General features: G+C 41.2%; 14 protein-coding genes. 11 read left to right on the forward strand and 3 right to left on the reverse strand.

The genetic code is table 11. The features are described from left to right. The first annotated feature begins 587 nt into the window (after positions 1-587). The 4 genes from AB4153_RS08480 (at position 588) to AB4153_RS08495 (ending at position 5,098) form a co-directional block, all read left to right on the forward strand. Positions 588-1,886: a CmpA/NrtA family ABC transporter substrate-binding protein gene (locus AB4153_RS08480; RefSeq protein ID WP_229370130.1), complete on the forward strand. Its 1,299-nt coding sequence runs from the start codon at positions 588-590 to the stop codon at positions 1,884-1,886. A 101-nt stretch (positions 1,887-1,987) separates the two neighbouring features. Beyond that, on the forward strand, positions 1,988-2,947 hold the full coding sequence (locus AB4153_RS08485) for an ABC transporter permease (protein WP_371997097.1): 960 nt from the start codon (positions 1,988-1,990) through the stop codon (positions 2,945-2,947). Positions 2,948-2,963: 16 nt separating this feature from the next. Further along, on the forward strand, positions 2,964-3,806 hold the full coding sequence (locus tag AB4153_RS08490) for an ABC transporter ATP-binding protein (protein ID WP_371997042.1): 843 nt from the start codon (positions 2,964-2,966) through the stop codon (positions 3,804-3,806). A gap of 44 nt (positions 3,807-3,850) precedes the next feature. Continuing rightward, the gene (locus AB4153_RS08495; protein ID WP_371997044.1) at positions 3,851-5,098 is read left to right on the forward strand and encodes an alginate export family protein; all 1,248 of its coding nucleotides are present in this window, start codon (positions 3,851-3,853) and stop codon (positions 5,096-5,098) included. Between the two features lie 130 nt (positions 5,099-5,228). On the opposite strand, the gene AB4153_RS08500 is transcribed toward AB4153_RS08495, so the two are convergent. Further along, positions 5,229-6,476: a dicarboxylate/amino acid:cation symporter gene (locus AB4153_RS08500; RefSeq protein ID WP_102526509.1), complete on the reverse strand. Its 1,248-nt coding sequence runs from the start codon at positions 6,474-6,476 to the stop codon at positions 5,229-5,231. A 363-nt stretch (positions 6,477-6,839) separates the two neighbouring features. Between AB4153_RS08500 and AB4153_RS08505 the strand changes: the two genes are divergently transcribed. The 6 genes from AB4153_RS08505 to AB4153_RS08530 all read left to right on the forward strand — a co-directional run bounded on the left by AB4153_RS08505 (position 6,840) and on the right by AB4153_RS08530 (position 14,753). After that, positions 6,840-7,262: a YqaA family protein gene (locus AB4153_RS08505; RefSeq protein ID WP_102526508.1), complete on the forward strand. Its 423-nt coding sequence runs from the start codon at positions 6,840-6,842 to the stop codon at positions 7,260-7,262. Positions 7,263-7,433: 171 nt separating this feature from the next. Further along, positions 7,434-10,265, forward strand: coding sequence for a M16 family metallopeptidase (locus AB4153_RS08510; RefSeq protein WP_371997045.1), 2,832 nt, complete (start codon positions 7,434-7,436; stop codon positions 10,263-10,265). Positions 10,266-10,516: 251 nt separating this feature from the next. After that, entirely contained in the window at positions 10,517-12,109 is a 1,593-nt protein-coding gene (gshA, locus tag AB4153_RS08515) for a glutamate--cysteine ligase (protein WP_371997046.1), read from the forward strand. Beyond that, positions 12,106-12,534, forward strand: coding sequence for a hypothetical protein (locus AB4153_RS08520; protein ID WP_371997047.1), 429 nt, complete (start codon positions 12,106-12,108; stop codon positions 12,532-12,534). Before gshA ends, AB4153_RS08520 begins: the two co-directional genes overlap by 4 nt. A 198-nt stretch (positions 12,535-12,732) precedes the next feature. Further along, a complete protein-coding gene (locus AB4153_RS08525; RefSeq protein ID WP_102526504.1) occupies positions 12,733-13,350 on the forward strand; it encodes a hypothetical protein in 618 nt (205 codons plus the stop codon). Positions 13,351-13,574: 224 nt separating this feature from the next. Next, on the forward strand, positions 13,575-14,753 hold the full coding sequence (locus tag AB4153_RS08530; protein WP_102526503.1) for a methyl-accepting chemotaxis protein: 1,179 nt from the start codon (positions 13,575-13,577) through the stop codon (positions 14,751-14,753). Between the two features lie 68 nt (positions 14,754-14,821). Here the strand turns inward: AB4153_RS08530 and purK are convergent, their stop codons facing one another. Continuing rightward, positions 14,822-15,943 carry a 5-(carboxyamino)imidazole ribonucleotide synthase gene (gene purK, locus AB4153_RS08535; RefSeq protein ID WP_102526502.1) on the reverse strand — a complete coding sequence of 374 codons (1,122 nt, stop codon included), beginning with the start codon at positions 15,941-15,943 and terminating at the stop codon, positions 14,822-14,824. Next, positions 15,943-16,434 (reverse strand): 5-(carboxyamino)imidazole ribonucleotide mutase, encoded by a 492-nt coding sequence (purE, locus tag AB4153_RS08540; protein WP_102526501.1) that lies wholly within the window; start codon positions 16,432-16,434, stop codon positions 15,943-15,945. The genes purK and purE overlap by 1 nt, the downstream gene beginning before the upstream one ends. 333 nt (positions 16,435-16,767) lie before the next feature. On the opposite strand from purE, the gene AB4153_RS08545 reads away from it, so the two are divergent. Next, positions 16,768-17,517 (forward strand): transporter substrate-binding domain-containing protein, encoded by a 750-nt coding sequence (locus AB4153_RS08545; protein WP_303517352.1) that lies wholly within the window; start codon positions 16,768-16,770, stop codon positions 17,515-17,517. Positions 17,518-17,560: the final 43 nt, after the last annotated feature.

A 17,560-nucleotide genomic window follows, 5' to 3' on the forward strand; every position in this document is an offset into this window, starting at 1 on the left:
TTAAATCTAGTCTCATTAAACCTACTCTCAACAAACTAAGTCTCATTAAACCTAGTCTCATTAAATCTAATCTCAGCAAACTAAGTCTCATTCAACCTCATCTCATTTATTCAAAAGTGATTTTTTCGTTTCAATAAAATGTTGCACCCCTTTAGGGGGATACTTTGCCGTTCAAGTACCCATTTAGGTGCGATTGAACTTATGTTGCACTGAATTGGTATCACCCTTTATGAGTACTACCAGTGCTTAATTTGTATACCTGTTTAAAAACAGAGACTTAAAAGGTTGGCACGGTTGCTGAATAGTATTTATCAACAATTCGAATTTTCAGTAGTGCTCATAAGTCGCATTTATCGTTGGTTATTTAATCGATTGTCTGTGTTGTGAGCCTTGAAAGAGATAAATTAATTTAAGCAAAGGCGCTTAATTATTCCTTAGGGAGTAGTTGGCGCCTTTTTTGTTTTCCCTATTTCAAACTTAGTTTTTGACTTAACTTTTTTAAATTTAACAAGGATAGAAAGATGAATTGGAAAAAAGCACTTAAACATACTCTATTGGCTGTGTCGTTTACGGCAGTCGCTCCTGCTATGGCAGAGGTAGGCTTTCCTGAAAAAGAAGAGTTAACGTTCGGTTTTATCAAATTAACCGATATGGCGCCGATTGCGATTGCTTATGAAAATGGTTACTTCGAAGAAGAAGGTTTATATGTGACCATCGAAGCACAAGCTAACTGGAAGGTGCTATTAGATGGTGTTATCGATGGACGTTTAGATGGTGCACATATGTTGGCAGGGCAACCGATAGCTGCCACGATTGGTTATGGCACTAAAGCTCACATCATCACGCCTTTTTCGATGGACTTAAATGGTAATGCGATTACGGTTTCAAATGATATTTGGAGCAAGATGAAACCCAATATTGCCAAAGATAGTGAAGGGAAACCCGTTCACCCTATTAAAGCTGATGCGTTAAAACCAGTGGTAGAGGAATACACTGAAGCGGGTAAGCCATTTAAAATGGGTATGGTATTTCCTGTCTCAACTCATAACTACGAATTACGTTATTGGTTAGCAGCAGGTGGTATCCACCCTGGTTACTACGCGCCTCATAAAGGTGATACTTCAGGTCAGTTAGATGCCCAAGCATTTTTATCAGTGACGCCACCACCACAGATGCCTTCAACCCTTGAAGCGGGCACGATTTATGGTTACTGCGTGGGTGAGCCATGGAACCAACAAGCCGTGTTTAAAGGTATTGGGGTGCCAGTGGTTACCGATTACGAGATCTGGAAAAATAACCCTGAGAAAGTCTTTGGTATAACAGCTGAATTTGCAGAAAAATACCCTAACACAACAATTCGATTAACCCGTGCTCTGATCAAAGCGGCGAAATGGTTAGATGATAACAACAATGCTAACCGTCCTGCTGCAGTTAAGATTTTGTCACAGTCAAACTATGTTGGTGCCGATTACGATGTGATTGCCAATAGCATGACAGGTACCTTTGAATACGAAAAAGGTGATAAGCGTTCAGTACCTGATTTCAATGTGTTCTTCCGCTACAACGCAACTTATCCATATTACTCTGATGCGATTTGGTATTTGACTCAAATGCGCCGTTGGGGACAAATCTCAGATGACAAGCCTGATGCTTGGTACAAAGATGTTGCTGCAAAAGTTTATCGTCCTGATATCTACGCTAAAGCTGCACAGTCTCTGATTGATGATAAGACAATCGAAGCTAAGCACTTCCCAGATTTTGCAACGGAAACGGGATTTAAAAAACCACAGCAGCACTTCATTGATGACATCGTTTATGACGGTAGTGCGCCTAATGATTATTTAAGCAAATTCGCTATTGGCTTAAAGCAGGGCGACAAACTCTAGATGATGTATTCGTAAGCAAGCTGAGTCATCAACTTGCTTACGTTTAGCGCGGAGTTAAGGAACACATTATGACAACCATTACACGCTTAACCGATCGATTAATGCTCGATAAAAGTAAATTGACCTCTTTAGTCTCTTGGATGGCTCAAGCCAGTAAAGCATTGCTACTGCCTGTCATTGGCATCACGGTTTTTTTAGTGATTTGGTCAATTGCTGCAAATAGCATTAACACCTCTTTAGGTAAATTCCCAGGTCCTGTTGCCGTAGCAGAACAGTTTGGGGCTTTATATCAAGAGCATAATGCTGAAAGAGTGAAAGCCGAGGCCTTTTATGAGCGTCAAGACAAGCGAAATGCTGCACGATTAGAAGTTGACCCTAGCTATGTTGTGAAAGTCAGAGCATACACAGGTAAAGAAACCTTTGTTGACCAGATTTTTACAAGTCTAGTGACAGTGATGTCAGGCTTTATCTTGGCTGCTGCTATTGCGATTCCAATGGGAATTTGGATGGGCTTGAGTCCAACGCTAAATGCAGCACTGAATCCGATAGTGCAAATTTTTAAGCCTGTATCGCCATTAGCCTGGTTACCTTTGGTGACAATGGTTGTCAGTGCCCTGTATGTATCGCCAGATCCTATGGTGTCTAAATCGTTTATTAATTCTTTACTCACGGTCACTTTATGTAGTTTGTGGCCAATGATGATTAATACTTCTCTTGGTGTAGCCAATATTGACTCTGATTTAGTGAACGTGAGTCGTGTACTGCGTTTATCTCCGTTGACCCATGTACAGAAAATTGTGTTACCGGCTTCGATTCCACTCATCTTTACAGGTATGCGCTTATCGCTTGGCGTTGCTTGGATGGTATTGATTGCGGCAGAAATGCTGGCACAAAACCCAGGGCTAGGTAAGTTCGTTTGGGATGAGTTTCAAAATGGTAGCTCAGAGTCATTGGCACGCATTATGGCTGCCGTGGTGGTTATTGGTCTAATTGGTTTTTTACTCGACCGAGGAGTGCTGGCGTTACAACGTTGGTTCTCGTGGGATAAAACCAAGTCATGAATGAGAGGAAAATCTAATGAGCACTTTTTTAGACATAAGTAACATTGATATGGATTTCCCTACACCTAAAGGGCCATTTAAAGCGCTTAAGGAAGTGAACCTTAAAATCAATAAAGGCGAGTTCGTGTCACTGATTGGTCACTCAGGTTGCGGTAAGTCTACGGTACTGAACATTGTCGCGGGTTTATACCAGGCAACCAAAGGTGGCGTGATTTTAAATAGCACAGAAGTGGCAGAACCAGGGCCAGAACGTGCCGTTGTGTTTCAGAACCACTCATTGCTGCCTTGGTTAACCTCATATCAAAATGTTGAGTTAGCCGTAAAGCAGGTGTTTAAGAATAAAAAATCCAAAGCAGAAATGAAAGATTGGATTGAATACAACTTGAAACTGGTTCATATGGACCATGCGATGCATAAGTTACCCAGCGAAATATCAGGTGGTATGAAACAACGTGTTGGTATTGCTAGAGCACTGGCAATGGAGCCTGAGGTTTTACTGATGGATGAGCCTTTTGGGGCTCTTGATGCGTTAACCAGAGCCCATATGCAAGACTCGTTGATGGAGATTCAGAATGAGCTCAATAACACGGTCATTATGATCACCCATGATGTTGATGAAGCGGTGTTGCTGTCAGACAAAATTGTGATGATGACCAATGGCCCTGCGGCAACAGTTGGTGAAATTTTAGACGTAAATTTACCTCGTCCTAGAGAGCGTTTAGCACTCGCAGAGGATAAAGATTATAACCATTTAAGAGCTGAGGTACTGAAGTTCTTATACGAAAAACAACGCAAAGTTGAGAATATAAATATTAGCAATTCATCAATTAGTAATGGTGAAACTGCTAATGTTGGCTAAGATTATTCTGATGGATAAGCTTTAAATACAATAAGGGAAATATGATGAGAAAGAACCAACTTGCAAGCTTAATCAATAAAAAGTTAGCCAAGTCTGCTTTGACTTTACTTGCACCTGCTTCATTGGCATTGATGGGCCAAGTACATGCAGCAGAAGCAACAACGATTGCAGAAGCGGTTACCGAGGGAAAGGTCAAGGTAGACCTTAACCTTCGTTATGAAATGGTTGAGCAAGATAACGCACTAAAAGATGCAGATGCTTTTACGCTACGTACTCGACTTACTTATGCGACAGCTGATTACTATGGTTTTAGTTCGTTAGTAGAGTTTGAAGATTCACGCGTCGTGGCTGGGGTTGATGATTACAACAACACTCTCGGTAAGAACCCTGATTATTCGGTCATTGCCGATCCAGAAACCACAGAGCTTGACCAATTCTTTTTAAAATACAATTACGAAGGTTTCACTGCTAAAGGTGGCCGTCAAGTGATTACCTTTGATAACCAACGTTTTGTTGGTCATGTAGGCTGGCGTCAAGATAGGCAGACCTTTGACGGGCTTATGCTTGAATATAAATTCAACGACGTTTTTAAAATTGATTACGGTTACATTACTCAACGTAATCGTATCTTTGCTGAAGAGAAAGATATCGATTCAAAAGATAATTTAATTAATGCTCAATTAAAAACGGGCTTCGGTACATTAAGTGCTTATGGTTACCTTCTGGAAGAAGATACCAATATTGAAAATGGTCTGGATACCTACGGTGTCCGTTTCGCGGGAAAAACCGATATTGGTGATATTAAAGTACTTTATTCTGCAGAGTACGCGACGCAAGACTCAGACACTGCAGGCCAATCTTATTCTGCTGATTATATGAGCGTTGAAGGTGGCATTGGACTTTCAGTGGTCACATTCAAAATAGGTTATGAGCTGTTAGGATCTGATGGCGGCGACTATGGTTTCTCGACTCCATTGGCAACACTGCACGGCTTTAATGGTTGGACGGACCAATTCTTAACCACACCTAAACAAGGTTTAGCTGACTTGTATGCGTCGATTGGCGGTAACGTAATCGGTGGTAAATGGGCTGTGGCTTATCATGAGTTTGATGCAGATGAATCGAGTGCGGTTGTCGATGATTTAGGCTCAGAAATTAACGCGGTGTTTAGTGTACCTTTCTATGACCACTATACTGTTGGTGTTAAGTATGCGGCTTATTCTGCAGGTGATGTGGCCGCGGGTAAAGTTGATACCGATAAAGGCTGGGTGTGGTTTAATGCCAAGTTCTAATGTTTATTTAAAACGCTACGTTTTAATGACAAAATTGTCATAAAGCAGGCAATAAAAATGGCAGATGATTTCATCTGCCATTTTTGATTTTATCGCGCTATATCAAGCTGAACTATGCTAATGCTAAAGCTTAAGCTGCTTGTTCAACGACTTTCTCATTTGAGTAAAATTGCTCTTCATCAAACTGACCTTCACTTTTACCAATAACAACAGCTGTCATCATATCGCCAGTGACATTGGTTGCAGTACGGATCATATCAATGACGCGGTCGATAGCGGCAATAAAGGCAATCCCTTCAAGCGGTAAACCCACAACACCTAGTGTTACGGTTAACATCACCATTGCACTTCCCGGCACGCCAGCAGTACCTACTGATGCTACCGTCGCTGTAACCGCAATCAACATATAGTCAGTCATGTCTAACGGAATACCGTAGATTTGAGCAATAAAGATAGCCGCAATTGCTGGGTAAATACCGCCACAACCGTCCATGTTCATGGTGGCGCCTAGTGGCAATACAAATGCGCTATAACGTTTTGATACACCCATTGATTCAGTACATTTATTACTGGCAGGCAATGTGCCAAAGCTTGATGCGGTGCTGAAAGCCACTAGTTGGGCAGGCATTGCTTTACGGAAAAACTGCACAGGGCTTAAGCGAGCTACAAACTTAATTAAACCGCCGTAAACGAAAATAATGTGAATTAATGCGGCAACGTAAATGGCTAAGATGAACTTACCAAGCGGAAGTAGAGTTGATAATCCATATTCGCCAACAACCCACGCCATTAAGCCAAATACACCAATTGGAGTCAGTTTTAACACCATACGAGTTAATTCAAACATCACTTCAGCACCCGCTGAAATGGTGTTTTTTAAAGGCGCTGCTTTTTCGCCAACGGTATTAATCGCTATACCGACTAACGCGGCAAAGACAATAATCTGGAGTACTTTACCTTCTGCTAGTGATGCAAAAGGGTTCTCGGGGATCATGTTCAGTAATACTTGAGCGAAGCCCGGAATATCTCGGTCACGCACTTCACTTGTTGCTAGCTCAATGCTGCCACCCATGTCGAATGAGCTACCAATGGCTAGGCCAATAAATGATGCGGCCGTACCTGTCAGCATAAACATGCCTAAGGTTTTGAGGCTGAGCCGCTTAAGGTTTGCTTGTGAGCCTAAAGAAGTAATGCTAACTACGATGGCACAAAATACTAACGGTGCGACCAGCATTTTAATGGCACTAATGAATAAGTCGCCTAGTGGCTTTAACATTATGGCGCTATCGCCAAGTGCGATACCTGCTAAAATACCAAATGCGAAACCCGCTAGCACTTTCTGCCAAAAAGGAATACGTTTCAAGGTTTGAAAAATCATTTCAATTCCAACTATTTATTATACTTGCTCTTTAAAGTAGGCAAGGGGATTATTATTTCAATAACCTAACACAATCACACATAAAGGCCATTGATAGTCATTGTTGATTTGTTTGTTACGAGCAAGAATACGTCGATAAGCCATATCATGTTCAGCTTATTTTAATATTGCTTAACTACAGTCTTTATCTGAACAATTTTCGAATTGTATTGAGTGTTCCAAGGTGGAACAAACCGTTTTTGATATAACTTATGCCAAAAACATAATATGTTAAATGCACTTTAAAATTCAACAACTTGCTAACTTTGTCGTCTGTGTAGTTGAAAGTGTTTAAAACTCTATAGATATCATTAGGTAAAGTAAATGACTGCGTTATGGTTAATGTTTAGTGGGGCGTTTTTAGCGGCAACTTTGTTACCTGGAGGTTCAGAAGTTTTACTTGTGGCTTTGCTAACAGATGCGCCTGAAACTTGGGTATCTTTACTGGTGGTCGCCAGCGTAGGTAATTCGTTAGGAGCGATTACAAGTTACTATTTAGGCTATTTAGGTCGATTCGCTAAGACGCCAGAGGATTTTGCCTCTAAAAAATACCAACATGGATTAAATTTAATTGAAAAATATGGCTACTGGGCATTACTCTTGTCTTGGCTACCTTTGATTGGTGATATTTTGTGTTTAATTGCAGGTTGGTTAAAGCTACCCATAGTCCCTTCTACAATCATGATTTTGATTGGCAAAACAATTCGATACTCTTTAATAGTAGCGGCCTTTATGTGGGCGTGGTAAAACGATAGTAATAGGCGTTTTACACCAAAGTATTTTATAAATAATGTCAGTGAGGCTTTTTTCAGCAATTGAATCAACAAGGTGAGATTTACTGAAACCCTATGCATTCCCTGCTGTCAGAGATGACATTAGCACATCTCACTGACCTTATATTTATTCAAGGAGAATAGAGTGAAAAAATGGATCTTAGCAGCGGCAATTTCAATTGCTATTAGTGGCTGCGCTCATGAAGCAACCACCTTTTCATCATTACCCGACGGGGTGACCTTACTTGAAACCGTTCAAGCATCAGATGCGATAGGCATCCCTTATAAAAAATACCAACTTGAAAACGGCTTAACGGTCATTCTGCATCAAGACAGCTCAGATCCTTTAGTTCATGTTGATGTGACCTATCATGTGGGCTCTGCTCGCGAAGTGGCTGGCCGCAGTGGCTTTGCACATTTATTTGAGCACATGATGTTTCAAGGTTCGCAAAATGTGGGCGATGAACAACACTTTAAAGTGATCACCGAAGCAGGTGGCACCTTAAATGGCACCACTAATACCGACCGAACCAACTACTTTGAAACGGTGCCAAGCAATCAGCTAGAAAAAATGTTGTGGCTAGAGTCAGACCGAATGGGCTTTTTGTTGCCTGCGTTAACCAGCGAGAAGTTTGAAGTACAACGTGAGACAGTTAAAAATGAACGAGCTCAGCGTATTGATAACCAGCCATATGGCCGTTTGAATGAGCGTTTCAATCAAGCAATGTTCCCAGCAGGGCACCCTTATTCTTGGCCAGTAATTGGCTGGCCTGAAGATTTAGAACGTGCCACGGTTGATGATGTTAGAAACTTTTTCAAACGTTGGTATGGCCCTAACAATGCAACATTAACCATTGGCGGTGACTTTGATGAAGTGCAAACCCTTGCCATGGTGAATAAGTACTTTGGTGAATTAGCACGTGGCCCTGAAGTGAATCCCGATCCGAAGACGCCAGTGAGCCTAGATAAAACTCGTTATATCTCAATGGAAGATAAAGTGCATTTGCCACTTGTCTACATGGGATTCCCAACGGTATACGCTCGCCATCAAGATGAAGCCGCATTAGATTTATTAGCTAACATATTAGGTGGGGGTAAAACCTCATTACTCTATAAAAACCTAGTAAAAGATGGTTTTGCGGTGCAAGCCTCGGTAGGGCACCCGTGCCAAGAGTTATCTTGTCGTTTAACCTTATTTGCATTAGCTAACCCAGCTAGCGGTGCTAACCTTGCTGACCTTGAGCAAAAGATTACTGACTCTATTGCTGAATTTGAGCAACGCGGGGTGACCGATGACGATTTACAAAAAGTAAAAGTACAATTTGAGTCGGACACTATCTATGGCATGCAAAGTGTCAAAGGTAAGGTATCGACACTGGCTTATAATCAAACCTTTTTCGATAACCCGAATATGGTCGCAAGCGATCTTGAGCGATACGCCAGTGTCACGAAAGAAGACGTTATGCGCGTTTTCAACAAATATATTAAAGATAAACCGATGGTGGTGATGAGCGTTGTCCCAGAAGGTGCAAAACAGCTTATTGCAAAACCGGATAACTTTACGCCGACTATGCTACCTATTGCTGAGGAAGCGGTAACGGGCACTGAAAATGTCCGTCAAATTACCTCAAGCTTTGATCGCACAGTCATGCCGAAAGTTGGTGACGCCCCTGTACTTAAAGTACCTCAGCTTTGGACTGCATCATTAGCTAATGGTATTGAAGTCATGGGGACTGAAAGTAATGAAACCCCAACCGTTGAGTTATTAATTTATCTTGAAGGAGGAAATCGACTTCCTGAAATGGATAAAGCAGGCTTAGCTTCAATAACCGCGTCAATGCTAAACGAGTCAACTGAAAAGCGCACAACAGAAGAGTTAGCGGGCGCACTAGAAATGCTAGGTAGTCGTATTTCGTTCGGTGCATCAGCCACGCAAAGCTATATTCAAGTGTCGAGTTTGACAGAGAACCTAACGCCGACATTAGCTATTTTACAAGAAAAGTTATTTAGTCCAGCTTTTGCTGAGGCGGATTTTGAGCGCTTAAAGCAACAGGAAATTCAAGGTCTACAGCATCAAGAGTCAGATCCTAACTTTCTTGCTAGCCGTGGTTTTTCAAGCTTACTTTATGGCGATGATAGCCATTTAAGTGCTAATGCTGGTGGAACTCTTGAGACTGTATCAGGATTAACGCTTGATGATGTGAAGCAGTTTTATCAGCAGCAGTATAAAGCTGGCAATGCACAGATGGTCGTGGTGTCTGATTTAAATCAGCAAGAAATCATGCCTTCATTAGCTGTATTTGAGCAATGGCAAGGTCAAGCTAATGAGCCTATGGCATTACCACCATTGCCTAAGCTTGCTGGTGGCACCATTTATATCATTGATAAACCAGATGCTGCCCAATCAGTGATTAAAATGGGTAAACGTGCTTTACCTTATGATGCTACTGGTAATTACTTCAAAGCATTCTTAATGAATTATCCATTGGGCGGCGCGTTTAATAGTCGGATTAACTTAAATCTTCGTGAAGATAAAGGTTATACCTACGGCGCGCGTACTGGCTTTAATGGTAATGACTTAACTGGACGTTTTGAAGCTTCTGCAAGTGTGAGAAGTGATGTGACAGCGGAGTCAGTAACTGAATTTATTAATGAAATAAAGCAGTTCCAAAAAGACGGTATGACGGAAGAAGAGTTGGCATTTATGCGCAGTTCGATTTCTCAAGGTAAAGCATTAGACTATGAAACGCCATATCAAAAAGCAGGGTTTATGCGCATTATTCAGCGTTACAAACTGGCCGATGATTTTACTGAACAGCAAGCTGACATTGTTGAAAACATCACAGCGAAAGAGCTAAATAAGCTTGCGGCTGAACAGCTTAAATTATCTGAGATGATTATTGTCATTGTGGGTGATAAACAAGCTATTTCACCAAAGCTTGAAGCATTGGGCTATCCTATTAAGGTGATTAAATAAGTTTAGCTATTGCTTTTGAAGTTATAGACCCTATATAGCCTATATAGGGTCTGATACAATGAATAAAAACTAATAACGGTGACAATAAAAATGTTACCGTTTTTTCTTTATTAGGCGCTAAAATGTGATTAATTTCATTAATTGTATTTATTTATACAGTTTGGGAAATTATCTCGTCTAATATCGGGTCTAGCAGTTTGAACGTCGTGGATGTGAGCGGCTAATACGAGCAACAATAAGAGAACAGCAAATTGAATTCATTCAATGAAACAATCGATCTTCTTTCTAACGGCGAAGGCCGTGAATCTTTACTTGGCATGCTACGTGGTATTGAACGTGAAGCATTACGTATCGATGACTCAGGTCAATTAGCAAAAGATGGCCACCCAGAAAAGCTAGGTTCTGCATTAACCCATTCTCGTATTACCACTGATTACAGTGAGTCATTGCTTGAGTTTATTACTCCTGTTAATACCAATATTGATACCTTATTAGAAGGCTTGACTCAAACTCATGCCTATAGCGTAAAAAACATGAATGGCCAGTCGCTATGGCCTGTGAGTATGCCGTGTTATGTGGGGGATGAAAAAGATATTCCGATTGCACGTTATGGCAGCTCAAATAACGGTAAAATGAAAACCTTATACCGTAAAGGTTTAACCCATAGATATGGCCCACTGATGCAGATTATTGCAGGGGTACATTTTAACTTTTCAGTATCAGAAAAGTTATGGGATAGCTTGTATGAGAACAGTGATAAAAGCTTAACGCGTCAAGATTTTATCTCAGAGTCTTACTTTGGCATGATCCGTAATTATCGCCGCCTGGTTTGGGTGTTGCCTTACTTTTTTGGTTCATCACCTGCGCTTTGTAGTTCTTTCATTAAAGGTCAGTCTACTGAGTTCGACTTTAAAACAACGGGTAAAGGCACCTTATACCTACCGTATGCAACCTCATTGCGTATGAGTGATTTAGGTTACACCAACCAAGAACAAGAACAGCTTAATATTAGCTACAACTCACTACCTGAGTATTTAAATGGTGTAGGTGAAGCCATCAGAATGCCTTCAGAAAGCTTTGCCAAAATTGGTGTCAAAGTGGATGGCGAATATCGCCAACTTAACAGCAATGTATTGCAAATCGAGAATGAATTTTACTCGCCTATTCGTGCTAAACGTGTGGCTAAGTCTGGCGAAAAACCTTCAGAGGCTTTGGCTAGAGCTGGGGTTGAATATATTGAAGTGCGTGCACTTGATGTTAACCCGTATAGCCCAATCGGGATTGATGCTAGTCAGGTCAAGTTCCTCGATTTATTCTTGCTGTATTGCTTGTTGTTGTCTTCAGAAAAAACCGATGCATCGGCTGAAGCTGAAATTGCTGCAAACCTTAAGGCGGTTGTGCTTGAAGGTCGTAAACCTGGCTTAGCATTGAGCCGTAATGGTCAACAAGTTGCCTTGAATGAGTGGTTAAATGATATCTTTGAGCCCATGACAAGAATTGCTAAATTACTTGATGGCGAAGGCACACAATACCAAGATGCGTTAACGCAGTGGCATGCGGCGATTAACGATCCAAGCAAAACAATCTCTGGTCGTGTAATTGACGATGTGGTTAATCAAGGTATTGACCATGGCGTTTGGGTGAAACAATTATCGCAGCAATATCAAGATTATTTAACTAATTACCCATTGTCAGAATCGACTATGGCAGAGTATGAAGCAGAAGCTGCAGCATCTCTACAGCAACAAAAAGACGTTGAAACCCAACCTTCTGTAGGATTTGATGAGTTTTTGGCTGACTACTTTGCTGATTTAGCTGAACCTGCAACAGCAGTGAATCAATGAGAAACATTGCGTTACTAGCGATATCGGTTGTGTTGCTGCAAGGCTGCGCAACGTCTACTGAAGATGAACTGATTTGTGGTTCAGTGGCGAGTTATATTACGCCACCAGTCACAGACAGTTTATATCGTGTCGTGGTAACGCACCTTAACGGTAAACCAGTTATTTCACGTCCATATTATAAATTACCAGCGGGTGAACATCAGTTTACTGTTGCTGAGTTAATTGAATCGCCGGAACTGAAAGTTAAATTAGCTGCTCGACAAACTAAAACTATCTTGGTTGAGGTTGAACTAGAGCAGCGTTATCACTTAGCCGCTGAATTTAAACTAGATAAAGTTTACAACGGATTAAATACAGATTATTGGCAACCAGTTGTCTGGAAAAAAGAATCTTATGAGTGTGCGTTTGCCAATCCAATAGAGTAAGCTTGCGCGCATTTTCTATTCGTACACTTTCTATTCGTACATCGTTCTAAACCATTCATTTGAACTGTAACCGCGTCGCCTTATGCTCAAGTAAGGCTTATGGCTAATTTTCTGGTAAACCCGATTGCATCTGTACTTCATAGATGTGAAAATCTAGCCCTATGATTGAGTTTGTATTCCGTTGATTTAAGGGCTTTTATGAAGTGGTTTTTCCGTGCTTTTAGCACCGTTATTCTTCTGCAACTTGCAGGCTGCGCTACACCACCGCCTAAAGAACCTGATAATTTATGTTCTATATTCCAAGAGAATCGCTCTTGGTATAAAGCCGCAGTCAATACCCGTGATAAATGGGGAGTACCTGTGCATGTCCCGTTAGCCATGATGTATCAAGAAAGTTCGTTTAAGCATAATGCCGCGCCGCCAATGGAATACTTTTTAGGTTTTATCCCAACAGGCAGAGCCAGTGATGCTTATGGTTATGCTCAAGCTAAAACCATGACTTGGGATGATTACGTGCGTGAAACAGGGAACTCTTGGTCGAGCCGCAGTAACTTTGATGACGCGATGGACTTTATGGGATGGTTTATTTACAAAACTCATAAAATTAATGGCGTTTCAAAATGGGATGCCAAGAATCAATATTTGAATTACCACGAAGGTTGGGGCGGTTATAAACGTGGCACTTATAAGGCTAAAGCTTGGTTAGGGCCTGTGGCTGATCGTGTTGACGCCCGTTCTAAAACCTATGCTCAACAATACCGAACCTGTAAAGAGGATTTAGATTCTTCATGGTTATGGCGTTTGTTTTTCGGTTAAGCTGAGCGTAACAACTTGCCCCGCATTGTCGGGGCTTTTTTATGTCATTAATTTATGATTCTATTCAGAATAACACTAAACTTTCCTGACTATCTTCCGATAACAAATGTAGATATTGTGTTAATTTAGTGCTGTTGAACACGCTATTAACTCAAAGATGAACCCTAAAAACCATAATAAGAACTGTTAGATTCGTATCATAAAAATTGTTTTCGGAACTCTATATGCAAAACCATAATGATAATAAATTGCAGACGAAATTACTTTTACCATTAATTTCGTTAGTGCTGCTGGCCATTGTTGTATCTCTGTTTTCACCCGCACAAGTCTCAAAAACTTATCTTGTTTGTCTATTAATCAGTTTAGGGTTAGCGCAATTAATCCTCGGTGTGTATTTGTTTAAACAGCAAATACAAAAACGATTAAATGATTTAAGCCATTATCTTAGTTTGGTTATCAGTACCGAAACGGCGCCCGATAAACCAATTAAAGATCATGGTGATGATCAAATTGCTGATATTACTAATAGTCTCAGTGAGTTCATTGAAGACTTAAAGTCGGTAATTGATAATATTCGCAGTGATGCCAACGACGTAAAAGAAGGCTCTTATGAGCTTGCTTCGCAAATGGGGGCTGCTGAGTCTTCGGTCAACAAAAGCACCGATGAGAACGAGCAAATTACCGCATCGCTCACTGAAATCATGCTCACAGCCGATGAGCTGTCAAATAATGCTGATGAACTTAAGTCCACCTCAGTTCAAGTTACTGAGCTATTAGCGCAAGGTTCAGATGATGCGCAAAATAATCAAAACTCAATGACCACATTTGCTAACGGTATTGAAAGTATGGTCTCTGATTTAGATCTACTGAACAGTGATAGCCAAAAAATCGGTAATGTACTAGAAGTGATTAAAAGCATTGCAGAGCAAACTAATTTGTTAGCGCTTAATGCGGCCATTGAGGCAGCAAGGGCTGGCGAGCAAGGGCGTGGTTTTGCTGTGGTTGCTGACGAGGTTCGAGCATTGGCGCATCGTACTCAAGAGTCGACAGTTGAGATCCAATCCATTGTACTCGAGTTGCAGGCTAAAGCCGGTAATGCTGTAAATGCTATTGGTGAAAGCCAACGGGTTACCCAAGAAAGTTTAATGCAATGTCAGCGTGTGACTCAGGCATTTGCTGATATTGGAAGGGCATTTCAGCAGTTAGATACGGTTGCCGGTAACATGACTTACAGTATTCAAGGCCAGCAAACTTCAACAGGGAGTATTAATACCCGTGCAATTGAAATCTCTCGCTTAAGTCATGAAGTGCAATTAAACCTTGAGGCCATTTCAAATAGAGCGAAGCAGCAAAAAGCCAGCTCAGAAAACTTGGAGCAAGTTCTCACAAGAGTGTGCATCTAGTCGGTTTGACGGATTCATAAAAAAAGGAGCCCTAGGCTCCTTTTTTTGTGCAAAATATTAAGTCAACTCTAGCGACTAAACTCGTCTAAAATCCATGCTAATGGCGCCTGATATTGCTGTGGCATCCATTGCTGCAATTGGCCAATACTGTCATTAACCATATCGTTACTGTGTGCTGAAAGATTAAGATGTCCTACCTTGCGGCCAACTCGCACTTCTTTGTTATACCAAAATAACTCTGCATTAGGCAGGCTTAACCAGCGGTCATCTTTATCGACACCAATTAAGTTAACCATGACACACTGGAAGTTAACTTGTGGCTTATGGATAGGTAATCCACACAGTGCACGAAGGTGTAATTCAAATTGGTTAATGTGGCAACCTGATTGAGTCCAATGCCCAGAATTATGAACGCGAGGAGCAAGTTCGTTAACGAGCAGTTTATCACCGACTCTGAAACACTCCATCGCCATCACACCCACATATTCAAGCTCGTCCATAACACTGGTCAGCATTGCTTCAGCTTGTGGTTGCAGATGGTCGAGACGAGTTAACGGTGCAATAGAGGCCATTAAAATGCCGTCTTGATGCAAGTTAAGTGTGAGTGGGTAAAAAACACATTCGCCAGTTTGGGTTCTCACACCAACAATCGATACTTCTTCATCAAAGTTGATGGCTTGCTCTGCAATGGCTTCGTTACGCCAGTCAGCAGGAATGTCAGTTGCTTCAGCTTGTTTTAGCCAATGTTGACCTTTGCCATCATAACCACCAGTACGGCGCTTTAATAAAACCCGATCACCGTATTGCTGATGTAATGCCTCAGTTTGAGTGTTGTCATCGACCAATTCCCAAGGAGAAGTCGGCACTGATAACTCATCTAATAGGCTTTTTTGAGTAAAGCGATCTGCTAAACGGCCAAATACATGGCCATTAATAAAATGCGGGTGTTCGCTTAACTGTAAACTTAAGCTTGATTCAGGCCATTGTTCACGTTCAGCTGTAATGATATCAGTACCCTGTAGCGGTAAACGCTCATCTGATGGCGTCATGATATCCACTGGGCGAACATTAATCGCTAGTGGCTGGCCTGCATGAGATAACATCGCGCCTAATTGGCCATCGCCTAATACCCAAACATTGTGTTGTTTTGCTGGTGTTTGCGTGTTTGACTGAGAGTCCTGCTTAGACATTAAGCTTCCCTCGGATCTGGATTATCAAGAATAGTATTAGTTTGATCTTCGCGGAATGCATCTAAACGAGCTGCAAGTTCAGCATCGGTAACTGCCAAGATTTGGCTTGCTAATAAACCTGCATTGAACGCACCAGCTGTGCCAATAGCTAACGTACCAACAGCAATACCTTTTGGCATTTGTACTATTGAAAGCAAGCTGTCCATACCTGAAAGCGCTTTACTTTGTACTGGGACACCTAGCACAGGTAAGCGAGTTTTTGACGCTATCATACCTGGTAAATGTGCTGCACCACCGGCACCACCAATAATGACCTTATAGCCTTTATCTGCAGCGGTACTAGCAAAATCCATTAGTTTGTCAGGAGTGCGATGCGCTGAGACAACTTCAACATGATATGGCACCTGAAGCTTATCCATAATTTCTGCGGCGGCTTCCATGGTCGGCCAATCACTCTTAGATCCCATTACTACGGCAACAAGGGCTTGCATGATAACTCCTTAACACACTTATATTATTAGGTTATTTTTACTTTTATCCTGTGTAGGGCACAGGGTTTATAACTTGCTGAAAGCTCGCTATAAAAAAGGGGCTAGATAATATCATGTTGGCTTTATTTTGGCTGCTTTTCAGTGTTTTCTGCGGCTGAAACTCAGTTTCTGATTGCGAATGCTAAAACTCTCCTCTAATGTTAACCACATAGGCTTTAAACTCGGAGGCAATCTATGGCATTCCAAAGGTTAAAGACTAAGGGACTAGTTTTTTACATTACATTGTTTTTTATTATTATAAATCAACCTTCTTACGCAACTGTACAGGCTGTTATGTTGACGGAAGTAGATGAGACGATTGTGTCTATTGCTGGTAATGAAGAAATGGAAGTGCTTTCTTTACTCACTGAATTTAGTGATAACCAGCTGTCGTTTGAACAGCAGCAAGTCAGTATGACTCGTGGTTGGTTAGAGCTGTCTAAACAGCAAAATAGTTGCATGTTTAATAAGATTAAAACCCCCGAACGACTTGAAGTTGCAAGCTTTTCACATTACCCCATCAGTATTTACCCACCATTGAGATTAATCGTGCTCGCTAAAAATCAGCAGATTTTTGCACAGCAATTAGATTTAGCCAATATGCCCGCAAACACACAGGCGCAGATAGGTGTAGTTAAAGACAGAGCCTATGGCGAGTACATTGATCAACAAATAACTAAAAGACCTCATGAATTTTATGTTCGTGGTGGTGTTAGCTCCTCTAATAAGTTAATTGAGATGCTCAAGGCTGAAAGGGTACTTGGGGTGATTGAATATAGTGAAGTGGTGGATGCTTATTTACGTGAATACAACAAATCTCTTGATTATATTTCGATACCTATTCGCCATGTTGAACAGCCTATTTATGGCTATATTGCCTGCTCTAAAGGTGATAAAGGCGATAAGATAACCGCTGAAATTGATCGCATTATGGCGCAGCAAAGCTTTCAAGAAGCGTTTATTAGAATGCATGATGATTATTTTGGTGAGGCTGAGAAAGCCATTTTAATTCCAGAACTGGAATTACTCTTTAATCTCAGGTGAACTGAAAAAGATTAAAATAAATAACCCTTTTTGATTTTGGTTA

The organism is Shewanella sp. 10N.286.52.E4 (assembly GCF_041468785.1).
Classification (GTDB): Bacteria; Pseudomonadota; Gammaproteobacteria; order Enterobacterales; family Shewanellaceae; genus Shewanella; species Shewanella electrodiphila.